Origin of the sequence: Leptotrichia shahii (genome assembly GCF_008327825.1) — a bacterium.
Classification (GTDB): domain Bacteria; phylum Fusobacteriota; class Fusobacteriia; order Fusobacteriales; family Leptotrichiaceae; genus Leptotrichia; species Leptotrichia shahii.
The window spans coordinates 982,014-1,000,573 of the sequence record NZ_AP019827.1 but is presented as its reverse complement, the minus strand read 5'-3'; the positions used below and the strand labels follow the sequence as shown (position 1 = coordinate 1,000,573).

Genomic DNA, 18,560 nt, shown 5'->3' with positions numbered 1-18,560 from the left:
CCTATCTTCGTTATCTTGGGATTTCTTCCATAATATACGATTCGATAATATCTCCAGCCTTAATATCATTAAAGTCTTGAATACCAATTCCACATTCCTGTCCCATTACAACTTCCTTCACATCATCCTTGAAACGTTTCAATGAGCCTAATTCCCCATCAAAAATAATAATTCCATCACGAATTACACGGATTTTAGAGTCTTTTGTAACTTTCCCGTCAACAACAACAGCTCCAGCGATATTTCCAACATTTGACACTTTAAACACTTGCTTAACTTCAATTCGCCCAAAGTAAACTTCCTTAAACTCAGGATCAAGCATTCCTTTCATCGCTTTCTCTATTTCTTCAGTTGCGTGGTAAATTACGTTATAGTTTCTAATTTCTACTCCAGTTTTTTCGGCAATAATTCTGGCTGGTGTTGTTGGACGCACGTTAAATGCGATTATAATTGCATTTGAGGCTTCTGCAAGTTTTACGTCCCCTTCAGTTACTGCTCCAGCACTTCCTTGAATTACGTTAACAACAACTTTTTCGGTATTAAGTTTTTCAAGTGATTCCCTTAATGCTTCAACAGATCCTCTTGAATCGGCTCTTATGATACATTTCAATTCTTTTAATTCCTGCTCTTCTAATTCTTGCGACAAACTTTCCAATGAAATATGCTTTTTCTTGTTTTGTTCGTTTACTTTTTTCTCTCTAATAAAGTCCTCTACAATTTTCTTAGCCTGCTTATCACTTTCTACACCATACAGAATATCTCCCGCATTTGGCACAACGTTAAATCCTGTAATTTCCACAGGCTGCGAAACAATTGCCTTATTTATTTTCTTACCTCTGTCATCAAGCATTGAACGAACTCTACCGTGAGATTCCCCTGCTACGAATACATCTCCAATTTTAAGTGTTCCTTCCTGCACAAGCACATCGGCAACTGCTCCCATTTTAGGGTCCAGCCTTGATTCCACGACAACTGCTTTAGGACGTTTGTTTGGATTTGCCTTCAATTCTTCAAGTTCTGCTGTAATTAATATTGTTTCAAGAAGTTCTTCCAAATTAATTTTCTTTTTGGCAGAAATTTCAACAAATTCGGTAGTTCCTCCCCATTCAGGCGACATCAGACCGTATTCAGTCAATTCAGTCCTAACCTTCATAGGATCTGCACCTGGCTTATCAATTTTGTTAATGGCAACGATTATTGGCACACCAGCTTCCTTAGCGTGCGAAATAGCTTCCACAGTTTGAGGTTTTACCCCATCATCAGCCGCTACAATCAGAATCGAGATATCCGTAATGTTCGCACCTCTTGCCCTCATTTCAGTAAACGCCTCATGTCCTGGAGTATCAATAAATGTAATTCTCTGACCTTTCCAATTTACTTGGTAAGCTCCAATTTTTTGCGTAATTCCTCCAGCTTCATCACCCATTATATTTGTATGTCTAAGCGCATCTAACAGTGATGTTTTACCGTGGTCAACGTGTCCCATGATCGTAATAACAGGTGCTCTTGTAACAAGTTCAGCTTCCCTATCCTCTTGTTCAAGATGATATTTTTCACCATAACTAATTTCTTCGACTATTTCCTTTTCCACGATTACTTCATAGTCAAGAGCCACTTCTTCAGCCTCTTCAAATGATAAAATTGCATTTGCCGTAAGCAATTTCCCTTCCATAAAGAATTTTTTAATTATATCAGAAACATTAATTCCCAATTTTTCAGCCAGATCTTTAATAACAATTTCATCTCCAATTGTTATCATTCCTATGCTCTCTCCTTCAATTCTAACAATTTCATCCTTGACAGCTTTTTCATGTTTTTTATTTTTCTTTTTCTTTTTGTCGTCTTTTCTAAAATCAGAACGAAGCTCTTTTTCATGCTGTTCTCTATCTCTTCTATTCTTTTCGTATTTTTTCTTTTCAAATTTTCCTTTTCCTTTTCCACCAGCTTTTCCCTTTTCAGTAACTGATGCTGCTGGAATTTCAGATTGTGCATCTTTTTTCCCGCTAGAAAAATTCTTATTGTCTCTTCTAAAGTCATCTCTATCTCTGTTAAATCCGCCTCTATCGGAAAATCCTCTATTATCCTGTCTATCCCTAAAGTTTCTTGTTCCGTTTTCTCTGTTATCACGACTATCTCTATTGTCTCTATTTTGAAAACCTCTGTTATCTCGATTATCTCTTGGCTGGTTATTCCCTTCCCTATTAAAACTTCTATTGTCTTTTCTAAAGCTATTGTCTCTTCCGTCTCGCTTGAATCCTTCTCTGTTCCGATTATCTCTATTTTGGAAATTTCTCGTTCCGTTTTCTCTGTTATCTCGGCTATCTCTGTTGTCTCTATTTTGAAAACCTCTGTTATCTCGATTATCTCTTGGCTGGTTATTTCCTTCCCTATTAAAACTTCTATTGTCTTTTCTAAAGCTATTGTCTCTTCCGTCTCGCTTGAATCCTTCTCTGTTCCGGTTATCCCTATTTTGGAAGTTTCTCGTTCTGTTTTCTCTGTTATCTCGGCTATCTCTATTCTGATAATTTTGCTTATCTTTATTTATTTCATTTCGTTTATTATTATTCTGACTACTCAAATTAACTTTCATCTCCATTTTCTTTTTATTTTCGTTTTTATCAAATTTATTTTTATTATTATCTAAATTATTATTTTGCTTTTTCTCCAATATTTGTTTTGGATTATCATAATTTTTGTTAATATTTTTTAGTTCATTTGATTTATTTTGCCCAATATTATTGTTTTTTTGATTGTCTGAATGATTATTTACCGTTTTACAGCAGTTTCTTTTAGTTTTTCTTCATTTTTATTCAGATTTTCAGTTTTACTGCTATCATTTTGATTTTGATTCTGAACACCCTTTTGAAGTTTTTTCCGTATTAAATCCACTTCTTCACTGCTTAGCACATTCATGTGATGTTTTTTATCAATTCCAAATTTTCGGATTTCCTCCATAAATTTAGATGCCGTAAAACCATTTTCCTTTGCTAATTCATGCACTTTCATCCATTCATCACCTCCACTTTGCTTAATATTCCTTTTATTACTTTTTTATTGAAAATGCCGACAACATTTACATCCCTTGAAAAAAGTCTTATCAATTCCTCTTTTTTTTCAACAAATATAATATCAAAATTAAAATTTTCCTTTAATTTTTCAAATTCTTCAATATATTTTGCCCTTATATCCCTAGGAATTATCAAAAGTTTCACTTTCCCCTTTTTCACTCCATCAATTGTTTCATCAATCCCAAAAACAAAATATTCAGAATTTTTCATCGGCTTTAAAATATCAATTATACTTTTTTTTTCAAACTTTATTTGCTCCAGCATTTTTACAAGCTGCTCAATTTCAATCTTATATTTTCTATTTTTTGAAAGCCTTTCAACACATTCATTCGTTTTACAGACATAAAATCCTCTTGCCTGCACTTTCATTTCCCTGTCAAAAATATATTTCCCATTTTGCTCAGAAATTCTAAAAAATTCAGATTTTTTACCCTTCCTTCTGCAGCAAATACACATTCTTTCAGGTTTACTTTTCTCTTTATCCATTTTATCATTTTTTTTATTTTCTAAATTCTTTCCATCAACTGTATCCAAACTTCCTAATTACCTCCTTGTTCGATACAATTTTAACTATATTGTAAAAGCTATTAATCGAAATTTCAATTTTTTTACTTTGAGCTTCTAATAAAAAACTTAATCTTAATTATAACTTTTCACTTTTACAACTGTCTAATTGTCCCTATTCATTATCTTCGCTAAGCCCTGCAAATGCACTTTCTTCAACTTCAATATCATTTTGCGAATCACTAGTTTTTTCAATATTTTCTGTTTCATCTAATGAATCTTGAAATGCACTTTTTTCTTCAAGTTCATCTTCTTCGCTTCCAGCCATTTCATCTGATCCTGTATGAATGTCAATTTTTACGCCGCATAGTCTTGCTGCAAGTCTTGAATTTTGTCCTTTTTTACCAATCGCAAGTGATAATTGATTTTCTGCAACAACTACTTTTGCAACTTTTAGATCGTTTTCACCTTCTTCAACAACCTCCACAGATAAAACTTGTGCAGGATTTAAAGCATTTTTTACAAATTCCCTAACATCTTCATTCCAAAGAACAACATCAATCTTTTCTCCTTGCAGCTCATCAATAATAGTTTGGATTCTCATACCATTCCGCCCAATACAGGCACCTTTTACATCCAAATTCTCATCACTTGAATAAACTGCCACTTTAGAACGGCTTCCAGCTTCCCTTGCAATATTCTTAATTTCAATTATACCTTCATAAATTTCAGGTACTTCAAGTTCCAATAGTCCACGCAGCAATTCTTCAGATTTTCTAGAAACAAAAGTTTTTGTAAACTTAGTCGCTTCCTCAACTTCTCCAATAAATATCTTAATTCTGTCCCCTTGCACAAATTTATCCATCGGCGACAATTCCTTTTGTGGCACAATCGCTTCAAGTCCATTTATATCAACGTATAAATTTCCCTTTTCATCAGTTTTTCTGACATTTGCAGATACAATTGAATTTTCAATTTCCTTAAACTTATTAAAAATATTTCTTTTTTCACATTCCCTAACCTTTTGCACGACAATCTGCTTTGCATTCTGAATCGCATTTCTCTTAAAACTTTCCGCATTAATTTCAAAATCCAGAATATCTCCCAGCTTAGCACGTTTTTTCACAGAAATTGCATCTTCCAGACTAATTTCCTCTTCAGGATTTTCTACATTTTCCACAATCAGTCTTTGCGAATAAACCTTCACATCTCCACTATTTCTATTTATAGTTACTTTTACATTATCCTTTTCACCATAATTCTTCTTATATGCCGCAAGCAATGCAGTTTCTATTGTTTCCAGCAATTCTTCCTTTAAAATTCCCTTTTCCTTTTCCAGTTCATCAAGTGCTTCCAAAAATATTTTTTGATCTCGCCCTTTCATCATTCCTCCTCACTATTTAATATGCCATTCGGTAATTCATATATTAAATTTGCTTTCTTTAATTTAGAAAGTGGTATTTCCACTATTTTTTCCAACTTATCGTCCAAAAGAAAAACCGTATCATCTTCAAATTTTTCCAATTTTCCTATAAATTTCTTTGTCCCTTCAATATTGCTCTTAGCCTGAACGTTAATTCTCTCTCCCAAGAATCTCACAAAATCCTTAGGTTTTTTCAATCTACGCTCAACCCCAGGCGTCGAAACCTCCAGAAAAAACTTCTCTTCGATCAATTCATCCGCAATTCCATCAATCTCACGGCTAAAATCAATACAATCATCAAGTGTCGTAGTCCCATCCATTTTCTCCACATACACTCTCAAATAATTATATCCCCCATCCCTCACATATTCCAAATCTGCCAACTCCAGATTCATTTCCTTTAAATGCGATTCGATTTTCTTCTCAAACTCATTTAAAATCTGTTCCATAAAATTACACCTCATATCTAAAACTAAAGAGTGGGCTAACCCACTCTCTACCTAAAATTATTTTCTATAATTATAATAACACATTTTTACTTTTTTTTCAACCCCCTATTTTTTTTATAACAAAAAAAATAACCTTATACAAAAGTTGTTGTTTTTTAACCCTTATTTTAATGGATAACTTACTTTAACTTTAAAGAAAAACACTGTTGCGAATTTCGGACCAGGGGGGTTTCAATCCTTGTTTTAATGGATAACTTACTTTAACAATATGTACCAAAAGCACATTATGATGTAGTGGTTAATTCGTTTCAATCCTTGTTTTAATGGATAACTTACTTTAACCAATTATGGTTAGCAGTTAGAAAATATATTGATATGTTTCAATCCTTGTTTTAATGGATAACTTACTTTAACAGATTTAGATACTATGTATAAAAGTACATTTTCACCAGTTTCAATCCTTGTTTTAATGGATAACTTACTTTAACTTCTTATTATAGGCGAAAGCATAAACCTAAATTTTATAGGAGTTTCAATCCTTGTTTTAATGGATAACTTACTTTAACCTTCTTTGTGAAGGTCTTACCAAACCCTGGAGGAAACAAGGTTTCAATCCTTGTTTTAATGGATAACTTACTTTAACCTAATATTCCTACGGATAGTGACATTGGTGTTGTATTGTTTCAATCCTTGTTTTAATGGATAACTTACTTTAACCCGTACTTTTGAGAAAATCCTTTATTTATAAGTGTTACAGAGATTTTTTCAGACATTAAAATCGTATTTTTTGGCTTAATTTTTATCATTTTTTGCTGTCTTTTTGATATTTTCCGTAACTCCTAACGTGCATGTTTATTGGCTTTGGATAGGTTTTTCTCTGCTTTTTTAATTTTTAGTAGTGGTAGGAATTTTTACTACAAACTTATTGTACCACATTTTTTTGATTTTTCAAAATTTTTTTTTAAAAATTATTATCATAAATAAAAAGATACCAAAAAACAAATTTTGTAATTTAGTATCCTTCTTCAAATCTACTTCCATTAATTTTACTTCATAGATGAAAATATTTTATTCAAGGCTTCTTCAGCCTTTTTTGAAAGATTGCTTTTTGGAAATTCTTTTACTGTATAAGTACATCTTTCAACCAACCCTTTTTGTGACATTCCTTTATTTATTTTTGCTAATTCACCTTTTTTTACAATTATAGCCATGATAATCTCTCCTTGAATTAATTTATACTATTTTCTAATAACAAAGAAAGATTAACAGCTCAGGATATTTATTTTATTAAATTCTAAGTTTGTATAGTTTCTAATAAACCTCCGCACCCTTCAAATTAATCTTCTTCTTCTCGATAGTCCAATTATCTGATAATTTTGCAAGTTCCTTTTTCATATTTTCTAAAAATTCATCATTATCGTAATTTAATGAAATTAAAGTTGGACCTGCACCGCTTATATATTCTCCTAAAGCACCGTGTTTTTTAGATGCTTCAAAGATTTTTTCTGAATTGTTTATTAATGCAAATCTGTAAGGCTGGTGAATTTTGTCACCTAAAAGGAAACGTAAGTTGTCATATTCTCCTTTGTTAAAAGCATTTACAAGTAATCCTAGTTTTGAGATGTTGTTTATTGCATCAGAAACTAGGTACATTTTTGGTAAGACGCTTCTTGCTTTTTCTGTTGATAATTTAAAATCTGGAATCATTACATAGAAACATAAATCGTCTGAATTTATTAATGAACTGTAAACAAGGTTTTCCTTATCGTGAGCAGTAAGTACCATTCCTCCAAAAATCGCAGGTACTACATTGTCAGGGTGTCCTTCCATTTCCACAGCAAGTTTTGCTACTTCGTTAATATCCAGCACATCTCCCGCAAATTTATTTGCAATCAAAATCCCAGCAACGATAGCTGATGAGCTGCTCCCAAGTCCACGTGAAATTGGAATATCGTTTCTTATAATGTTTACTTTATAGCTTGGAATATTTTTTACCAAATGCTTTTCAGTATATTTTATCGCTTCAAAAATTAAATTATCCTCAATCGGAATTGAAAATGGCTTTCCATTTTCCAAAAATTCAATTTTATTGCTTTCTTCTACTTCGAGTTCCAAAAAATAATCCAATGCAACTCCTAAACAATCATAACCTACACCAATATTGGCCGATGTTCCCGGCACTTTTACCTTAAATTTTAAACCCATCTTTATTCCTTTCTTTTTATCATCATAATTTCTATAAGAATAGCCTTGCAGCAAGACTCAATCTAAAAATACAACAAAATATTAATAATAAATACATAACTTTATAATTTTTATTATCTTTCATAAAATACAATACAGCTAATGAAATAATTACAAAATCAATAAATGTAGGTAAAAATATTATATTTACAAAAATAAATAATAAACCTATCCAATAATTTATTCCTAATAATGAAAATCCTGTATGAAATATATCTTCAAATAAACAGAAATATAAAACTATTATACAAATATAATACTTGTATGCCTTGCTCTTTTTTCTTATAAATATATATAGCAGACCAAATAGTATAAAAAACAGAAGTTCTCCGTTTAAATATCTTGCATTTAGTATAATTTTTGAAAAATATTCAATGTCGAATAATTTTATTCCCATTAATAATGTCTGTCTATTCAAATAAAATAAAGTAATGCTTTGGAAAATAAAAATTTCAAAATCAAAAACAAATTTATTTCCAAATTTATCATTTTCTTTTTTTACAAAAGAATTTAAAATAGAAAATATTAAACCTGCATTTGTTATAAAAAATAAATTATTTTTAGATAATACTATTGATACTGTCAGAAAAATTATTTTCAAATAATTTAAAAAATCTACCTTCTTTATTAATTTTTTCAATTCCTTAAAATACTTACTTGCATCCATTTGCTAATTATCAACTTTCAAAAAATACTATATTGTCAAATCCAAGTAATGAGCCCATTTTATTTGACTCAATTCTCGTAGTGCCTTCAATGCTCTTCTTCCAACCTCACTGTCTACTGTTAAAAGCATAATTGCACTATTTTCACGTCTACCTACATTCATTGTGGCAATATTTATATTTCCTCTTCCTAAAGTTGCCCCTACAGCTCCGATAACTCCTGGCACATCTTCATTTCCTAAATAAATCATATTATCTGAAATTGCCATATCTACATCGTGATTTTTTATACTTATGATTCTTTCTTCATTATTCATCCCAATTGTTCCAACAACGTAGATTTTTTTACCTTCTTCATTTGTTATTACAAATTCTATTGCTGAAGAATAATTTTTGTATTTATGATCTTTTTTATTTATTGAAATATTAATTCCTCTTTTTTCAGCTAATGGTTTTGAATTAATGTAATTTACTTCTTCCTTTAGTACAGGCTCTAAAATTCCTTTAATTGCAGTTGAATCTACAAGAGCTGTTTCTTGTTCTGCAATTTCTCCATAATAATTAATGGCAACATTTGTAATTGGAGTTTTTTCAATTTGAAAATAAATTTTTCCCAATTTTTCAGCTAGATTTATATATGGTTTTACAATTAAAAATTCTTCTCTTCCAATTGCAGGCAAATTCACAGCTGTTTCAACTATTTCTCCACGAAGTCCATTCAATACCTGCTTTACAACCTGAGTTCCAACATTTCGCTGTGCTTCATAAGTTGTTGCTCCAATGTGTGGAGTTGTAACCACATTGTCAAATTCATATAAAACACATTCTGAACGTGGTTCAACAGCATGTACATCATATCCAAAACTTGCGATTTTTCCATTTCTTAATCCTTCTGCCACAGCTTCTTCGTTAAAAAGTCCTCCACGTGCCGCATTTACAAGTCTTACTCCATCCTTTAACTTGTGAATATTTTCAGCGTTTATCATATCCACAGTTTCCTTTGTTTTAGGAGTATGAATAGTTATTACATCTGCCTTTTCCATTAATTCATCCAACGTTTTAGCCTTTTCACAGCTATATCTCTTAAATCTTTCATCTGAAATGTATGGATCATAAGCAACTAGTTTCATTCCAAATGCTTTCATTCTGGTAGCAACTAATCCTCCAATTCTTCCAAGTCCGATAATTCCTAATGTTTTTTCAAATAATTCATTTCCTACGAAAATTTCTCTTTCCCATTTTCCACTTTTAATAAAATTATTTGCTGCAACAATATTTCTGGAAGAAGCAATCATAAGTCCAATAGCGATTTCACAAGCTGAAACTGTATTACTGTCTGGAGTATTTGCTACAATTACACCGTGTGCAGTTGCTTCAGGGATATTAATATTATCAGTTCCATTTCCAGCACGTCCTACTATTTTTAGATTTTTAGCTTTGTCTAGCAGTTCTTTATCCACTTTTATAACACTTCTCACAATCAAGGCATCGTATTCATGAATTATTTCTAAAATTTCTTTGCGTGAAATTCCAACTTTTACATCAACTTTTACATCTCTAGCCTTTTGCAGTCCAGCAACTGCTTCATCATCAATATATTCACCAACTAAAACTTTATACATATTTCCTCCTCATAAATTTGCAATTTTATATCTAATATCTTACCATAAATCAAGACACAATTCAATATATACTCAAATCCTTAGCAGGTTTAAGTTTTTTAAATTATAGATTTACAATTTATCATATTTATTATATAATATATTTAAATTATTTTTATACTGAACTCTATAAAAACACAATAATATTTAGTTAATTATAATATGAAGCCAGATTAGTTATTAAATAGATGTGATTTTAAAAGGATTTAACTCTCTTGATTAAATGATTATAAATTAAATATCCCATGATTTTAAGTTCAGTTTTAAATCAATTTTGCTATGTTTTATAAAAAATAAAAAAAGGAGCAACTCAATATGGCAAGTTACAAAAATTTTGACTTTAAAAAATTATACTTTCTCGTGTATATTGCTTTGATTTTAATAGTCGTGTTTTTAGTATTTAAATTGGGAATATTTCTATTTCCATTTACAATAGCACTATTTTTTTCAATATTAACACAACCATTTACACGTTTTTTACAAAAAAAGCTAAAACTTTCAAAAAAACTTTCAACAATAATTTCAATTATATCATTTTTACTTATATTTTTTGGAATTATTGGCTGGGGATCACTAAAATTAATAAGTGAAATTTATAAATTATCTCAAAATCTTAACAGTTATAGTGAAATGACACAAAAATTGTGGGCTAGTGGCATGGAAAAAATTTATGCCTATCTGGGAAATTTCCCGTCAGGCTTTACAAAACAAATAAATGAAACAATAAATAGTTTTATTTCTACAGGTTCTGCAAAACTTGGACTATTTATAAAAGGTTTAATCAGTTTTATTACATCAATCCCAACTGTTATTTTATATATCTGTATTACAATTTTGGCAACTTTCTTTATTAGCCTTGACAGAGATAAAATTGTAACTTTTTTGGAGCAACAGCTTCCAAAATCATGGCTAGACAAGGTCTTCAATATAAAAACAGATATGTTTACAGTTCTTGGTTCTTATATTAAGGCACAAATTATTTTGATGACAATTTGTTTTTTTGAACTTCTAATATGCCTAAATTTATTGTCATTCTTAGGGTTAAACGTACCTTATCCCCTACTAATGTCCATAATAATTTGTTTAATTGACGCATTACCAATTTTAGGAGCAGGAACAATTCTAATCCCTTGGGCAGTAATTTCTTTTGCATTATCAGACATAAAACTTGGAATTGCTCTGATAATAATTTATCTATTTGTCCTATCAGTTAGACAAATGCTGGAACCAAAATTAGTAAGTCAAAATTTAGGAGTCCACCCTTTAATTACTTTAATTTCTATGTATTCAGGATTTAAGATTTTTGGAGTAATTGGATTCTTAATCGGGCCTATAGTAATGATCATTTTAAAAAATGTATTTTCAAAAGAGCTGGAAGTTGGATTTTTTAGAGATATTTTTAGCAGTGATACTTCTAATAATAAAAAAATAGAAAAAAAGTCAAAAAAATAAAATGAATTAAAAAAGACAAAAAAGAAGGACAGTTTTTAAACCTGTCCTTTTTTTACAAATCTAAATTCAACTCTACGATTTTTTCCTCTTCCTCCATTTGTTTCATTGCTTTTAGCTGGATTATTTTCGCCACGCCCCATTATTGCAACTATTCTATCTTTTGAAAGTCCTAATTCTATCAATTTTGAACTAACTATCTCAGCTCTTCTAAGTGACAATCGCTTATTATATGAAGCCATACCACTTGTATCAGTATATCCAATAATTGATACAAGAAAATCATTTCTTTCAATATAATCTTTTATGTCATTTAATACAGGATAAGACTCTTTTTTTAAGTCAGTACTGTTTTTATGAAAATTTAACTCATCTGAACTTAAAGAAATAATTTCTGATTTTGACATTTGCACTCTTTCAGGGTTATTTATAGGTTCTTTTTGAATTTCAAAGACTTCAGGTTGTGAATTTAATAATGAACTTTCTTTTTCAGATTGAGACTGCGTTTTTTCAGAATTTTGTGAAGACGAAGCCTTATCATCATTAACAATTTTTGTTCCGCTACCATCGTCTTTCAATATAACTGTTATTAAATCAGGATTATCTTCAGGTGAATTAGTTTTTGAGGATGATCTTTCAGGATTTGGTGTGTCTAATGTAGGAACATCTTTTGCATCTTGCTGTATATCCGCCACATTTGGACGTATTATATCTTTTCGCATTTCAGCAGTAGTTATTTTTTCAGAAGCTAGAGGTACTGTCATTGCCACCATTGAAGAAACTGCAACTAATGTTGGTTTTTTCATAATTTATTCTTCCTCCTTCTATATAGTTATTTTTGACTATTTTCTAAACCATATTTCTTGATTAATTCATCATATTTTCCATTTTCTCTCATTTTTTTCAGTTCAGCATTTATTTGTTTTATCAATTCTGGATTTTTTCCCTTATCAATAGCCATTGCCATTCCAATTGAAGCAGGTTTTTCATCAAAAATTTCCATTTCTGGATTTTTTTTCATATATTCAGTAGCAACTGCCTTTTCTAAAATAATTGCATCAATTTTCCCTGCCTTTAAATCTAAAATTATATTTACAGTACTTTCATTTGGCACAACTGTAGCACCTTTAATGGCTCTTGCTTCAATTTCTTGAATTGTCCCTAACTGTACTCCAATCTTTTTACCACTTAAGCTATTTGGAGTAACTGAATTATTACCTTTTTTTCTCAAATAAGTTTCTTTAGAAATAAAATAATCATCTGTAAAATCAACTGATTTTTTTCTTTGTTCAGTTGAACTCATTCCAGAAACAATAATATCAATTTTCCCTGCCTTTAATGATGGAATAAGTCCATCAAATGACTGATCCATAATTTCAATTTTATATCCAAGATTTTTCCCAATTTCATTAATCATATCGATATCAAATCCTGTTATTTTTCCATTTTCAACATATTCAAATGGAGCAAAAACCGCATTTAACCCAACTCTTAATTTTTTCTCACCATTGTCCTTTTTTCCACACGACATAATCCCAAAAATTAACAATGCCAACACTAAAAATATTTTTTTCATATTTTTTCCTCGCTTTCTATTTTTTAATAATCTTAATTCAATAATCACTAACTATAAGTTAAATTTATCTAAAAAGATTTTATCATAAATAAAATTAATTCTATAAATTACAATTTTTAAGAAAATTCTATTTTTTATTTTAATTTCTTAATTCATTAGTTTACTTTTCTAATCTTTTTTAATTTCCAAACCATATTTTTTAACTAATTCATCATATTTCCCATTTTCCTTTAACTTTTTTAAGTCTTCATTTATTTTCTTAATGATTTCTGTATTTTTCCCTTTATTAAAAGCAATTGCCATGCCATAAGGCAATTTTTCTTCATAAAAAACTTCTATGTCAGGATTTTTTTTAATAAATTCCTTTGCAACAATATTTTCCAAAATTACCGCATCTGTTTTACCATTTTTTAAATCCAGTATCAAATTAATAGTTGCATCGTTTGTCACAACATTTGCATTTTTTATTTTTCTAGCTTCTAATTCTTGAATTGTCCCCAATTGAACTCCAATTTTTTTACCAGCTAAACTTTCTATTGAAGTAATTTTATTATTTCCTTTCTTTTTAAGAAACATCTGTGTTGACTTGTAATATTCATCTGTAAAGTCAACTGATTTTTTACGTTCTTCAGTTGCACTCATTCCAGAGATAATTGCGTCTAATTTCCCTGCCTTTAATGATGGAATAAGAGCATCAAATGGCTGAACTTTCATTTCAATTTCATATCCCAAATCCTTTCCAATTTGTTTTATTAAATCAATATCAAATCCGACAAGCTCTCCCTTTTCAATATATCCAAATGGAGGAAATACTCCATCCGTTCCTACCACAAGTTTTTTTGTTCCCTTATTACCAGCACTATTCTTATTTCCACAAGATAAAATTCCGAAAATTATCATTGCAACTATTATTAATATTTTTTTCATATTTTATTACCTCTCTGTTATTTATTGATACTAAATCCTATTTAAAAAATAAAACTTGCTTTATTTATTTTCTGACAAGGGAACTGACTCCTTACTAAACTAAATTTACAATAATTCCATTGTTTTAATGGGAAATAGTATAAGATGTCCTTAACTTAATGATTTAACACTTTATCTAAAAATTCCTTTGCCCTTTCAGTCTTTGGATTTTCAAATAATTCAGCAGGCTTTGCATCTTCCAGAATATATCCTCCATCCATGAAAAACACTCTATTTGCTACATTTTTTGCAAATCCCATTTCATGTGTTACCACTATCATTGTCATCCCCGCATGTGCAAGTTCTCTCATAACTTCTAAAACTTCTCCTATCATTTCAGGATCAAGTGCTGAAGTTGGCTCATCAAACAAAATTATTTTTGGATTCATCGCTAATGCCCTTGCTATCGCTACCCTTTGTTTTTGACCGCCAGATAATTTATTGGGATAGGCATCTCTTTTATCAGCAAGCCCTACTTTTTCAAGTAATTCCATTGCTAATTGTTCAGCTTTTGGTTTTGATATTTTTTTTAGCCTAATCGGACCTAAAGTAATATTTTCCAGTACTGTTTTATGTGGATATAGGTTAAAGTGCTGAAACACCATTCCAATTTCCTCTCTAATTTTGTTTATATCTGCTCCACGTTCCAAAATATTTTTATTATTTATTATAATTTCTCCAGAAGTTGGCTCTTCAAGCCTATTTATACAACGTAAAAAAGTTGATTTTCCACTTCCAGATGGTCCGATGATGGAAATTACCTCTCCTTCTTTTATTACTGTGCTAATTCCCTTCAGAACTTCTAAATTTCCGTATTTTTTCTTTAAATCCTTTATTTTTATCATTTCCTTACTTACTTTGCCATTAGCTCCATCAATTCCTTCTGGTTCTCTGCATTTTTTATTAAAACTAATCATTTTCCTTTAATTTCATCTCCAATCGTTTCCCAATAAATGAGAATAATTTTACACTTACATAGTAAACTACACCTGTAAGCAGTATAGGCTTTATACTGTAATAAGCAGCCTGCAAACTTTTACTGTTCATTGTAACATCCATAACGCTGATATATCCTACAATAGAAGTTTCTTTAAACAAATTTATAAATTCATTCACAAGAGCAGGTAAAATATTTTTTACAGCTTGTGGCATTATAATTTCATTCATTGCCATTTTATAAGGCATTCCTGTAGCTCTGGCAGCCTCCATCTGACCTTTGTCGATACTTTCAATTCCTGAACGGATTGTTTCTTCAACATAAGCTGCACTATTAAGTCCAAGAGCAATAGCAGCTACCCAGTAATTATTGAAAATTACTATTACAAAGGAAAGTGTCAATAACTGTAACATCATTGGAGTTCCACGCATTATATCGACATATTCATCAATAACTGCATCTTTTATCATGTTAAAAACTTCATTTCCAGTTTTTTGGAATTTCAAAAATGCTAAAAACATTCCAAATAATATCCCAATAGCTGCACCTACAACTGTAAGCCCAAGAGTAGTCACAAAATAGCTACTTGCATAGATTTCCCATTCTTTAGGCTTCATATCATGAGGAAACACAAGAAGCACTGTAATCACGACTACTGCTACGAAAAATGTTGTTTTTATTATTTTTCTAGTTTTTTCTAAATCTTCCATATTCTTTATGAACTTTGATTTTTGTTCATATCCTCCTTATATTTAAATTATTATAATATTATTATACCTAATATTTATTTGTTTTTCAATAAGAAATTTCAAAAAAAATTATTTTATACAATATACCGATTTTAAAAAAATAATCACATTATATTTTATTTGGAAACCAATAATTCAATTATTCAAAGTATTATTTTGATTGATAATCACATACTTGAAAATGTCTAAAAAACAATTAATTTATTAATCAAATTTTTTACAGATAAATTTTCAATAAATCAAATAAAAATATTATAACAAGTGACACAGAAACAATAATTCCAAGTCCAAATTTTTTTAACGACAAAAAAGTAACTGCAACCATTCCAATTAATATTTTCACAATGTCATAAAGACTTGTTCCACCTGAAGTAAAAATATCTGGAAATACCATAAGTACCAGCACCGAATATGGCAATGCCTCAAAAAATTTATTCATTATCGGATTTTTTGGAATTTTCACAAACAGTGGCAGCAATCTTAAAGACACTGTTACCAATGCTGAAATGGCTATTACTTTAAAAACTTCAGAATTATTCATTTTCTTTTATCTCATCCTTTCTATGTCTTATCGCATATATCAAACTTGAACCTATCATAATTAAAATCATTGCCCAGCCGCTGCTTACCATATTTAGGACTGGCAAATACATAAATGCCAATTTTGCTGCAATTACGTAAAGTACAACTTCAAAAAATTTTGGCAGTTTTTGTAGTGACATTACTAACAGGCTGAAATATATTGAATATAAAATAAAACTTAAACTTGCACGAAATGTTTCTGGTATCATATTTCCAAAAAGTGACCCAAGTACAGAACTGCTAGCATAGCATAAATAAGGAACTGTATTTAATCCAATAATATACCAAGGCGATCTCTCTTCCTGTATAACAGCATAAGTTATTGTCTCGTCAGTAAGTCCTGCCCCAACTAATATTTTTTCAAATAATTTTGTTCCACTTTTTAATTGCCTAAAAATTAGCAAATTTAAAAGCAAATATCTTAAATTAATCATAAATACCGAAATTATAACTTCTATTGCTGTAGAATGCTGTTCATATACCATTTTTAAAAGCATTGCTTCCGAGCCGCCCGCATAAATCCCAAATGACATTGCTGCCGTAACAATCGTATACATCCCATTGTTTTTAGCAATTAGTCCAACTGTCAATCCAAATGGAATATAAGCTATTCCCATTCCAATTCCAGCTTTTAGCCCTTTTAAATATTTTGCCGTGTTAGTCATTTTTTTCCTTTCTATTATTTATTATCACCTAAATTTTTGGAAATAATAAATTATTTTTTGCAAGGAGTCCAATTTAATCTTTTACTTTTAAAAAAGCTGCTTCTTACTTAAGCTAACTCCTTTACCTCACGCTTATAATGCGTCCTTTCCTCTTTCTCTCGTTCTGATTCTAATTACATCATCTATTGGAAAAATAAATATTTTTCCATCACCAACTTCTCCTGTATAAACGGCATCTATTATAATATCTACTAGCCTTTCAACATTATCATCCTGTGTTATTATTTCTATTTTTAATTTTGCAAGTAATGTCGGTGTAATTTTTTGTCCACGAAAACTTTCTGCATAGCCTTTTTGATTTCCATGTCCTAATACTTGACTTACTGTCATTCCTCTTATTTTGGCTTTTGTTAATGCATCTTTTAAATCTTCCAATTTGTCAGAACGAATTATTACTTCTATTTTTTTCATAATTTTCTCCTTAAATTAAGAATCCAATCCCATAAATGTTGGATATGCAGTTTCCTTATGTTCACTGTCATCCATTCCTACAGCTTCTTCTCTATCCGAAGCTCTAATTGGCATAAATACTCCAATGATTTTTATTATTATAAATGTAAAAATTCCAGACCAAACAGCCGTTATCAGTATGGCAGCAATTGTTGCAACAAAAAGATGAGTTCCGCCATATAAAAGTCCAAAATTTCCCTTTTCTGGCGTCAAATTTGGCATTGTAAAAATCGCTGTTGCAACTCCGCCAAAAATTCCACCAATACCATGACAACCGAAAGCATCTAATGCATCATCATACTGCAATTTATGTTTTAATCTAGAAATTGCAAAATAGCAAATTGGGCTGACTAATAATCCCATTAAAATCGCCGAACCATAAGAAACATAACCTGCACCTGGTGTAATTGCCACAAGACCTGCAACTAGGCCAGTTGACGTTCCAACTAATGTCGAAGTCCCGTTATTTAGCTTTTCAATAATTACCCAAGAACACATTGCCGAGGCAAGTGATAACATTGTTGTAATAAAAGCGTGAATCGCTGTACTATTTACTTCCAAAGCCGAGCCTGTATTAAATCCTAGCCAGCCAAATGCCAAAATTCCTGTTCCAAGCAATACAAACGGCACATTGTGCGGACGATACTCCGTTCTCGTAAATTCTCTTCTCTTTCCAATAATCATCGCTAGGACAAGACCAGATACTCCTGATGAAACATGAACCACATCTCCACCAGCAAAATCCAAAGCACCCATTCTTGCAAGAAGTCCTCCGCCCCAAACCATATGAGCTAAAGGATAATAGACGAATATTAGCCAAATTGGAGAAAAAATCAAAAGCGGAGCAAATTTTATTCTTCCAGTCACAGCACCTGTTGCAATACTTACTGTAATTATTGAAAACATCATCTGAAATACTGCAAAAACTGCATCTGGAATTTTATAACCTTTTGTACTTGCTGTTTCGCTTACTCCATGGAATAAAATATTTCCAAAATTTCCCACAAATTTGCCACTTCCAGAAAACGCTAAAGAATAACCCGCCAAAAACCACATCACAATTGCAATAGCAATTGGAATTACAACCATCATCATTGTATTAATGACATTTT

18 protein-coding genes, 1 pseudogene and 1 CRISPR repeat array are annotated in these 18,560 nt (G+C 30.6%); of the genes and pseudogenes, 1 reads left to right on the top strand and 18 read right to left on the bottom strand.

The window, feature by feature from the left end; genetic code table 11:
- Positions 1-10: 10 nt before the first annotated feature.
- From infB to serA, 9 genes are all read right to left on the bottom strand, one after another.
- A complete protein-coding gene (infB, locus tag F1564_RS04685; RefSeq protein ID WP_232053402.1) occupies positions 11-2,590 on the bottom strand; it encodes a translation initiation factor IF-2 in 2,580 nt (859 codons plus the stop codon).
- 176 nt (positions 2,591-2,766) lie between these two features.
- Positions 2,767-3,006, bottom strand: a complete 240-nt coding sequence (locus tag F1564_RS10285; protein ID WP_232053401.1) for a translation initiation factor IF-2 N-terminal domain-containing protein — start codon at positions 3,004-3,006, stop codon at positions 2,767-2,769.
- Positions 3,003-3,602 carry a DUF448 domain-containing protein gene (locus tag F1564_RS04680; protein ID WP_018450086.1) on the bottom strand — a complete coding sequence of 200 codons (600 nt, stop codon included), beginning with the start codon at positions 3,600-3,602 and terminating at the stop codon, positions 3,003-3,005. Before F1564_RS04680 ends, F1564_RS10285 begins: the two co-directional genes overlap by 4 nt.
- Before the next feature lie 145 nt (positions 3,603-3,747).
- Complete coding sequence (nusA, locus tag F1564_RS04675; RefSeq protein ID WP_018450087.1) at positions 3,748-4,956, bottom strand: transcription termination factor NusA; 1,209 nt, start codon at positions 4,954-4,956, stop codon at positions 3,748-3,750.
- Positions 4,956-5,444 (bottom strand): ribosome maturation factor RimP, encoded by a 489-nt coding sequence (locus tag F1564_RS04670; RefSeq protein ID WP_018450088.1) that lies wholly within the window; start codon positions 5,442-5,444, stop codon positions 4,956-4,958. The genes nusA and F1564_RS04670 overlap by 1 nt, the downstream gene beginning before the upstream one ends.
- Before the next feature lie 152 nt (positions 5,445-5,596).
- A CRISPR array of direct repeats spans positions 5,597-6,161; the repeat unit is 37 nt; unit sequence GTTTCAATCCTTGTTTTAATGGATAACTTACTTTAAC.
- Between the two features lie 329 nt (positions 6,162-6,490).
- Positions 6,491-6,655, bottom strand: coding sequence for a hypothetical protein (locus tag F1564_RS10175; RefSeq protein ID WP_018450089.1), 165 nt, complete (start codon positions 6,653-6,655; stop codon positions 6,491-6,493).
- Between the two features lie 100 nt (positions 6,656-6,755).
- Positions 6,756-7,649, bottom strand: a complete 894-nt coding sequence (thrB, locus tag F1564_RS04665; RefSeq protein WP_018450090.1) for a homoserine kinase — start codon at positions 7,647-7,649, stop codon at positions 6,756-6,758.
- Between the two features lie 31 nt (positions 7,650-7,680).
- Positions 7,681-8,355: a hypothetical protein gene (locus tag F1564_RS04660; RefSeq protein ID WP_018450091.1), complete on the bottom strand. Its 675-nt coding sequence runs from the start codon at positions 8,353-8,355 to the stop codon at positions 7,681-7,683.
- Between the two features lie 27 nt (positions 8,356-8,382).
- Positions 8,383-9,975: a phosphoglycerate dehydrogenase gene (gene serA, locus F1564_RS04655; protein ID WP_018450092.1), complete on the bottom strand. Its 1,593-nt coding sequence runs from the start codon at positions 9,973-9,975 to the stop codon at positions 8,383-8,385.
- Between the two features lie 354 nt (positions 9,976-10,329).
- Between serA and ytvI the strand changes: the two genes are divergently transcribed.
- Positions 10,330-11,466, top strand: a complete 1,137-nt coding sequence (gene ytvI, locus F1564_RS04650; protein WP_018450093.1) for a sporulation integral membrane protein YtvI — start codon at positions 10,330-10,332, stop codon at positions 11,464-11,466.
- A gap of 35 nt (positions 11,467-11,501) precedes the next feature.
- On the opposite strand, the gene F1564_RS04645 is transcribed toward ytvI, so the two are convergent.
- The 9 genes and pseudogenes from F1564_RS04645 to F1564_RS04605 form a co-directional block, all read right to left on the bottom strand.
- A complete protein-coding gene (locus tag F1564_RS04645; RefSeq protein WP_018450094.1) occupies positions 11,502-12,269 on the bottom strand; it encodes an OmpA family protein in 768 nt (255 codons plus the stop codon).
- A gap of 26 nt (positions 12,270-12,295) precedes the next feature.
- Positions 12,296-13,039, bottom strand: a complete 744-nt coding sequence (locus tag F1564_RS04640; RefSeq protein WP_018450095.1) for a basic amino acid ABC transporter substrate-binding protein — start codon at positions 13,037-13,039, stop codon at positions 12,296-12,298.
- A gap of 168 nt (positions 13,040-13,207) precedes the next feature.
- Positions 13,208-13,966: a basic amino acid ABC transporter substrate-binding protein gene (locus F1564_RS04635; RefSeq protein ID WP_018450096.1), complete on the bottom strand. Its 759-nt coding sequence runs from the start codon at positions 13,964-13,966 to the stop codon at positions 13,208-13,210.
- Positions 13,967-14,121: 155 nt separating this feature from the next.
- The gene (locus F1564_RS04630; protein ID WP_026231214.1) at positions 14,122-14,850 is read right to left on the bottom strand and encodes an amino acid ABC transporter ATP-binding protein; all 729 of its coding nucleotides are present in this window, start codon (positions 14,848-14,850) and stop codon (positions 14,122-14,124) included.
- Positions 14,851-14,914: 64 nt separating this feature from the next.
- The gene (locus F1564_RS04625) at positions 14,915-15,652 is read right to left on the bottom strand and encodes an amino acid ABC transporter permease (RefSeq protein ID WP_018450098.1); all 738 of its coding nucleotides are present in this window, start codon (positions 15,650-15,652) and stop codon (positions 14,915-14,917) included.
- A gap of 256 nt (positions 15,653-15,908) precedes the next feature.
- A complete protein-coding gene (locus F1564_RS04620; protein ID WP_018450099.1) occupies positions 15,909-16,232 on the bottom strand; it encodes an AzlD domain-containing protein in 324 nt (107 codons plus the stop codon).
- Positions 16,225-16,938 (bottom strand): AzlC family ABC transporter permease, encoded by a 714-nt coding sequence (locus tag F1564_RS04615; protein WP_018450100.1) that lies wholly within the window; start codon positions 16,936-16,938, stop codon positions 16,225-16,227. Before F1564_RS04615 ends, F1564_RS04620 begins: the two co-directional genes overlap by 8 nt.
- A gap of 132 nt (positions 16,939-17,070) precedes the next feature.
- Positions 17,071-17,409 (bottom strand): P-II family nitrogen regulator, encoded by a 339-nt coding sequence (locus F1564_RS04610; protein ID WP_018450101.1) that lies wholly within the window; start codon positions 17,407-17,409, stop codon positions 17,071-17,073.
- A 15-nt stretch (positions 17,410-17,424) separates the two neighbouring features.
- Positions 17,425-18,555: pseudogene (locus F1564_RS04605) on the bottom strand (ammonium transporter); the annotation flags it as partial.
- Positions 18,556-18,560 lie beyond the last annotated feature (5 nt).

What these genes read in the sequence shown, in the direction of transcription:
- F1564_RS04670 (WP_018450088.1), bottom strand. Translation starts at nt 5,444, where the DNA reads ATGGAACAGATTTTAAATGAGTTTGAGAAGAAAATCGAATCGCATTTA.
- F1564_RS04660 (WP_018450091.1), bottom strand. Translation starts at nt 8,355, where the DNA reads ATGGATGCAAGTAAGTATTTTAAGGAATTGAAAAAATTAATAAAGAAG.
- F1564_RS04615 (WP_018450100.1), bottom strand. Translation starts at nt 16,938, where the DNA reads ATGACTAACACGGCAAAATATTTAAAAGGGCTAAAAGCTGGAATTGGA.
- F1564_RS10285 (WP_232053401.1), bottom strand. Translation starts at nt 3,006, where the DNA reads ATGAAAGTGCATGAATTAGCAAAGGAAAATGGTTTTACGGCATCTAAA.
- F1564_RS04645 (WP_018450094.1), bottom strand. Translation starts at nt 12,269, where the DNA reads ATGAAAAAACCAACATTAGTTGCAGTTTCTTCAATGGTGGCAATGACA.
- F1564_RS04625 (WP_018450098.1), bottom strand. Translation starts at nt 15,652, where the DNA reads ATGGAAGATTTAGAAAAAACTAGAAAAATAATAAAAACAACATTTTTC.
- ytvI (WP_018450093.1), top strand. Translation starts at nt 10,330, where the DNA reads ATGGCAAGTTACAAAAATTTTGACTTTAAAAAATTATACTTTCTCGTG.
- F1564_RS04610 (WP_018450101.1), bottom strand. Translation starts at nt 17,409, where the DNA reads ATGAAAAAAATAGAAGTAATAATTCGTTCTGACAAATTGGAAGATTTA.
- thrB (WP_018450090.1), bottom strand. Translation starts at nt 7,649, where the DNA reads ATGGGTTTAAAATTTAAGGTAAAAGTGCCGGGAACATCGGCCAATATT.
- F1564_RS10175 (WP_018450089.1), bottom strand. Translation starts at nt 6,655, where the DNA reads ATGGCTATAATTGTAAAAAAAGGTGAATTAGCAAAAATAAATAAAGGA.
- serA (WP_018450092.1), bottom strand. Translation starts at nt 9,975, where the DNA reads ATGTATAAAGTTTTAGTTGGTGAATATATTGATGATGAAGCAGTTGCT.
- F1564_RS04635 (WP_018450096.1), bottom strand. Translation starts at nt 13,966, where the DNA reads ATGAAAAAAATATTAATAATAGTTGCAATGATAATTTTCGGAATTTTA.
- F1564_RS04630 (WP_026231214.1), bottom strand. Translation starts at nt 14,850, where the DNA reads ATGATAAAAATAAAGGATTTAAAGAAAAAATACGGAAATTTAGAAGTT.
- nusA (WP_018450087.1), bottom strand. Translation starts at nt 4,956, where the DNA reads ATGAAAGGGCGAGATCAAAAAATATTTTTGGAAGCACTTGATGAACTG.
- F1564_RS04640 (WP_018450095.1), bottom strand. Translation starts at nt 13,039, where the DNA reads ATGAAAAAAATATTTTTAGTGTTGGCATTGTTAATTTTTGGGATTATG.
- infB (WP_232053402.1), bottom strand. Translation starts at nt 2,590, where the DNA reads ATGAAAGTTAATTTGAGTAGTCAGAATAATAATAAACGAAATGAAATA.
- F1564_RS04620 (WP_018450099.1), bottom strand. Translation starts at nt 16,232, where the DNA reads ATGAATAATTCTGAAGTTTTTAAAGTAATAGCCATTTCAGCATTGGTA.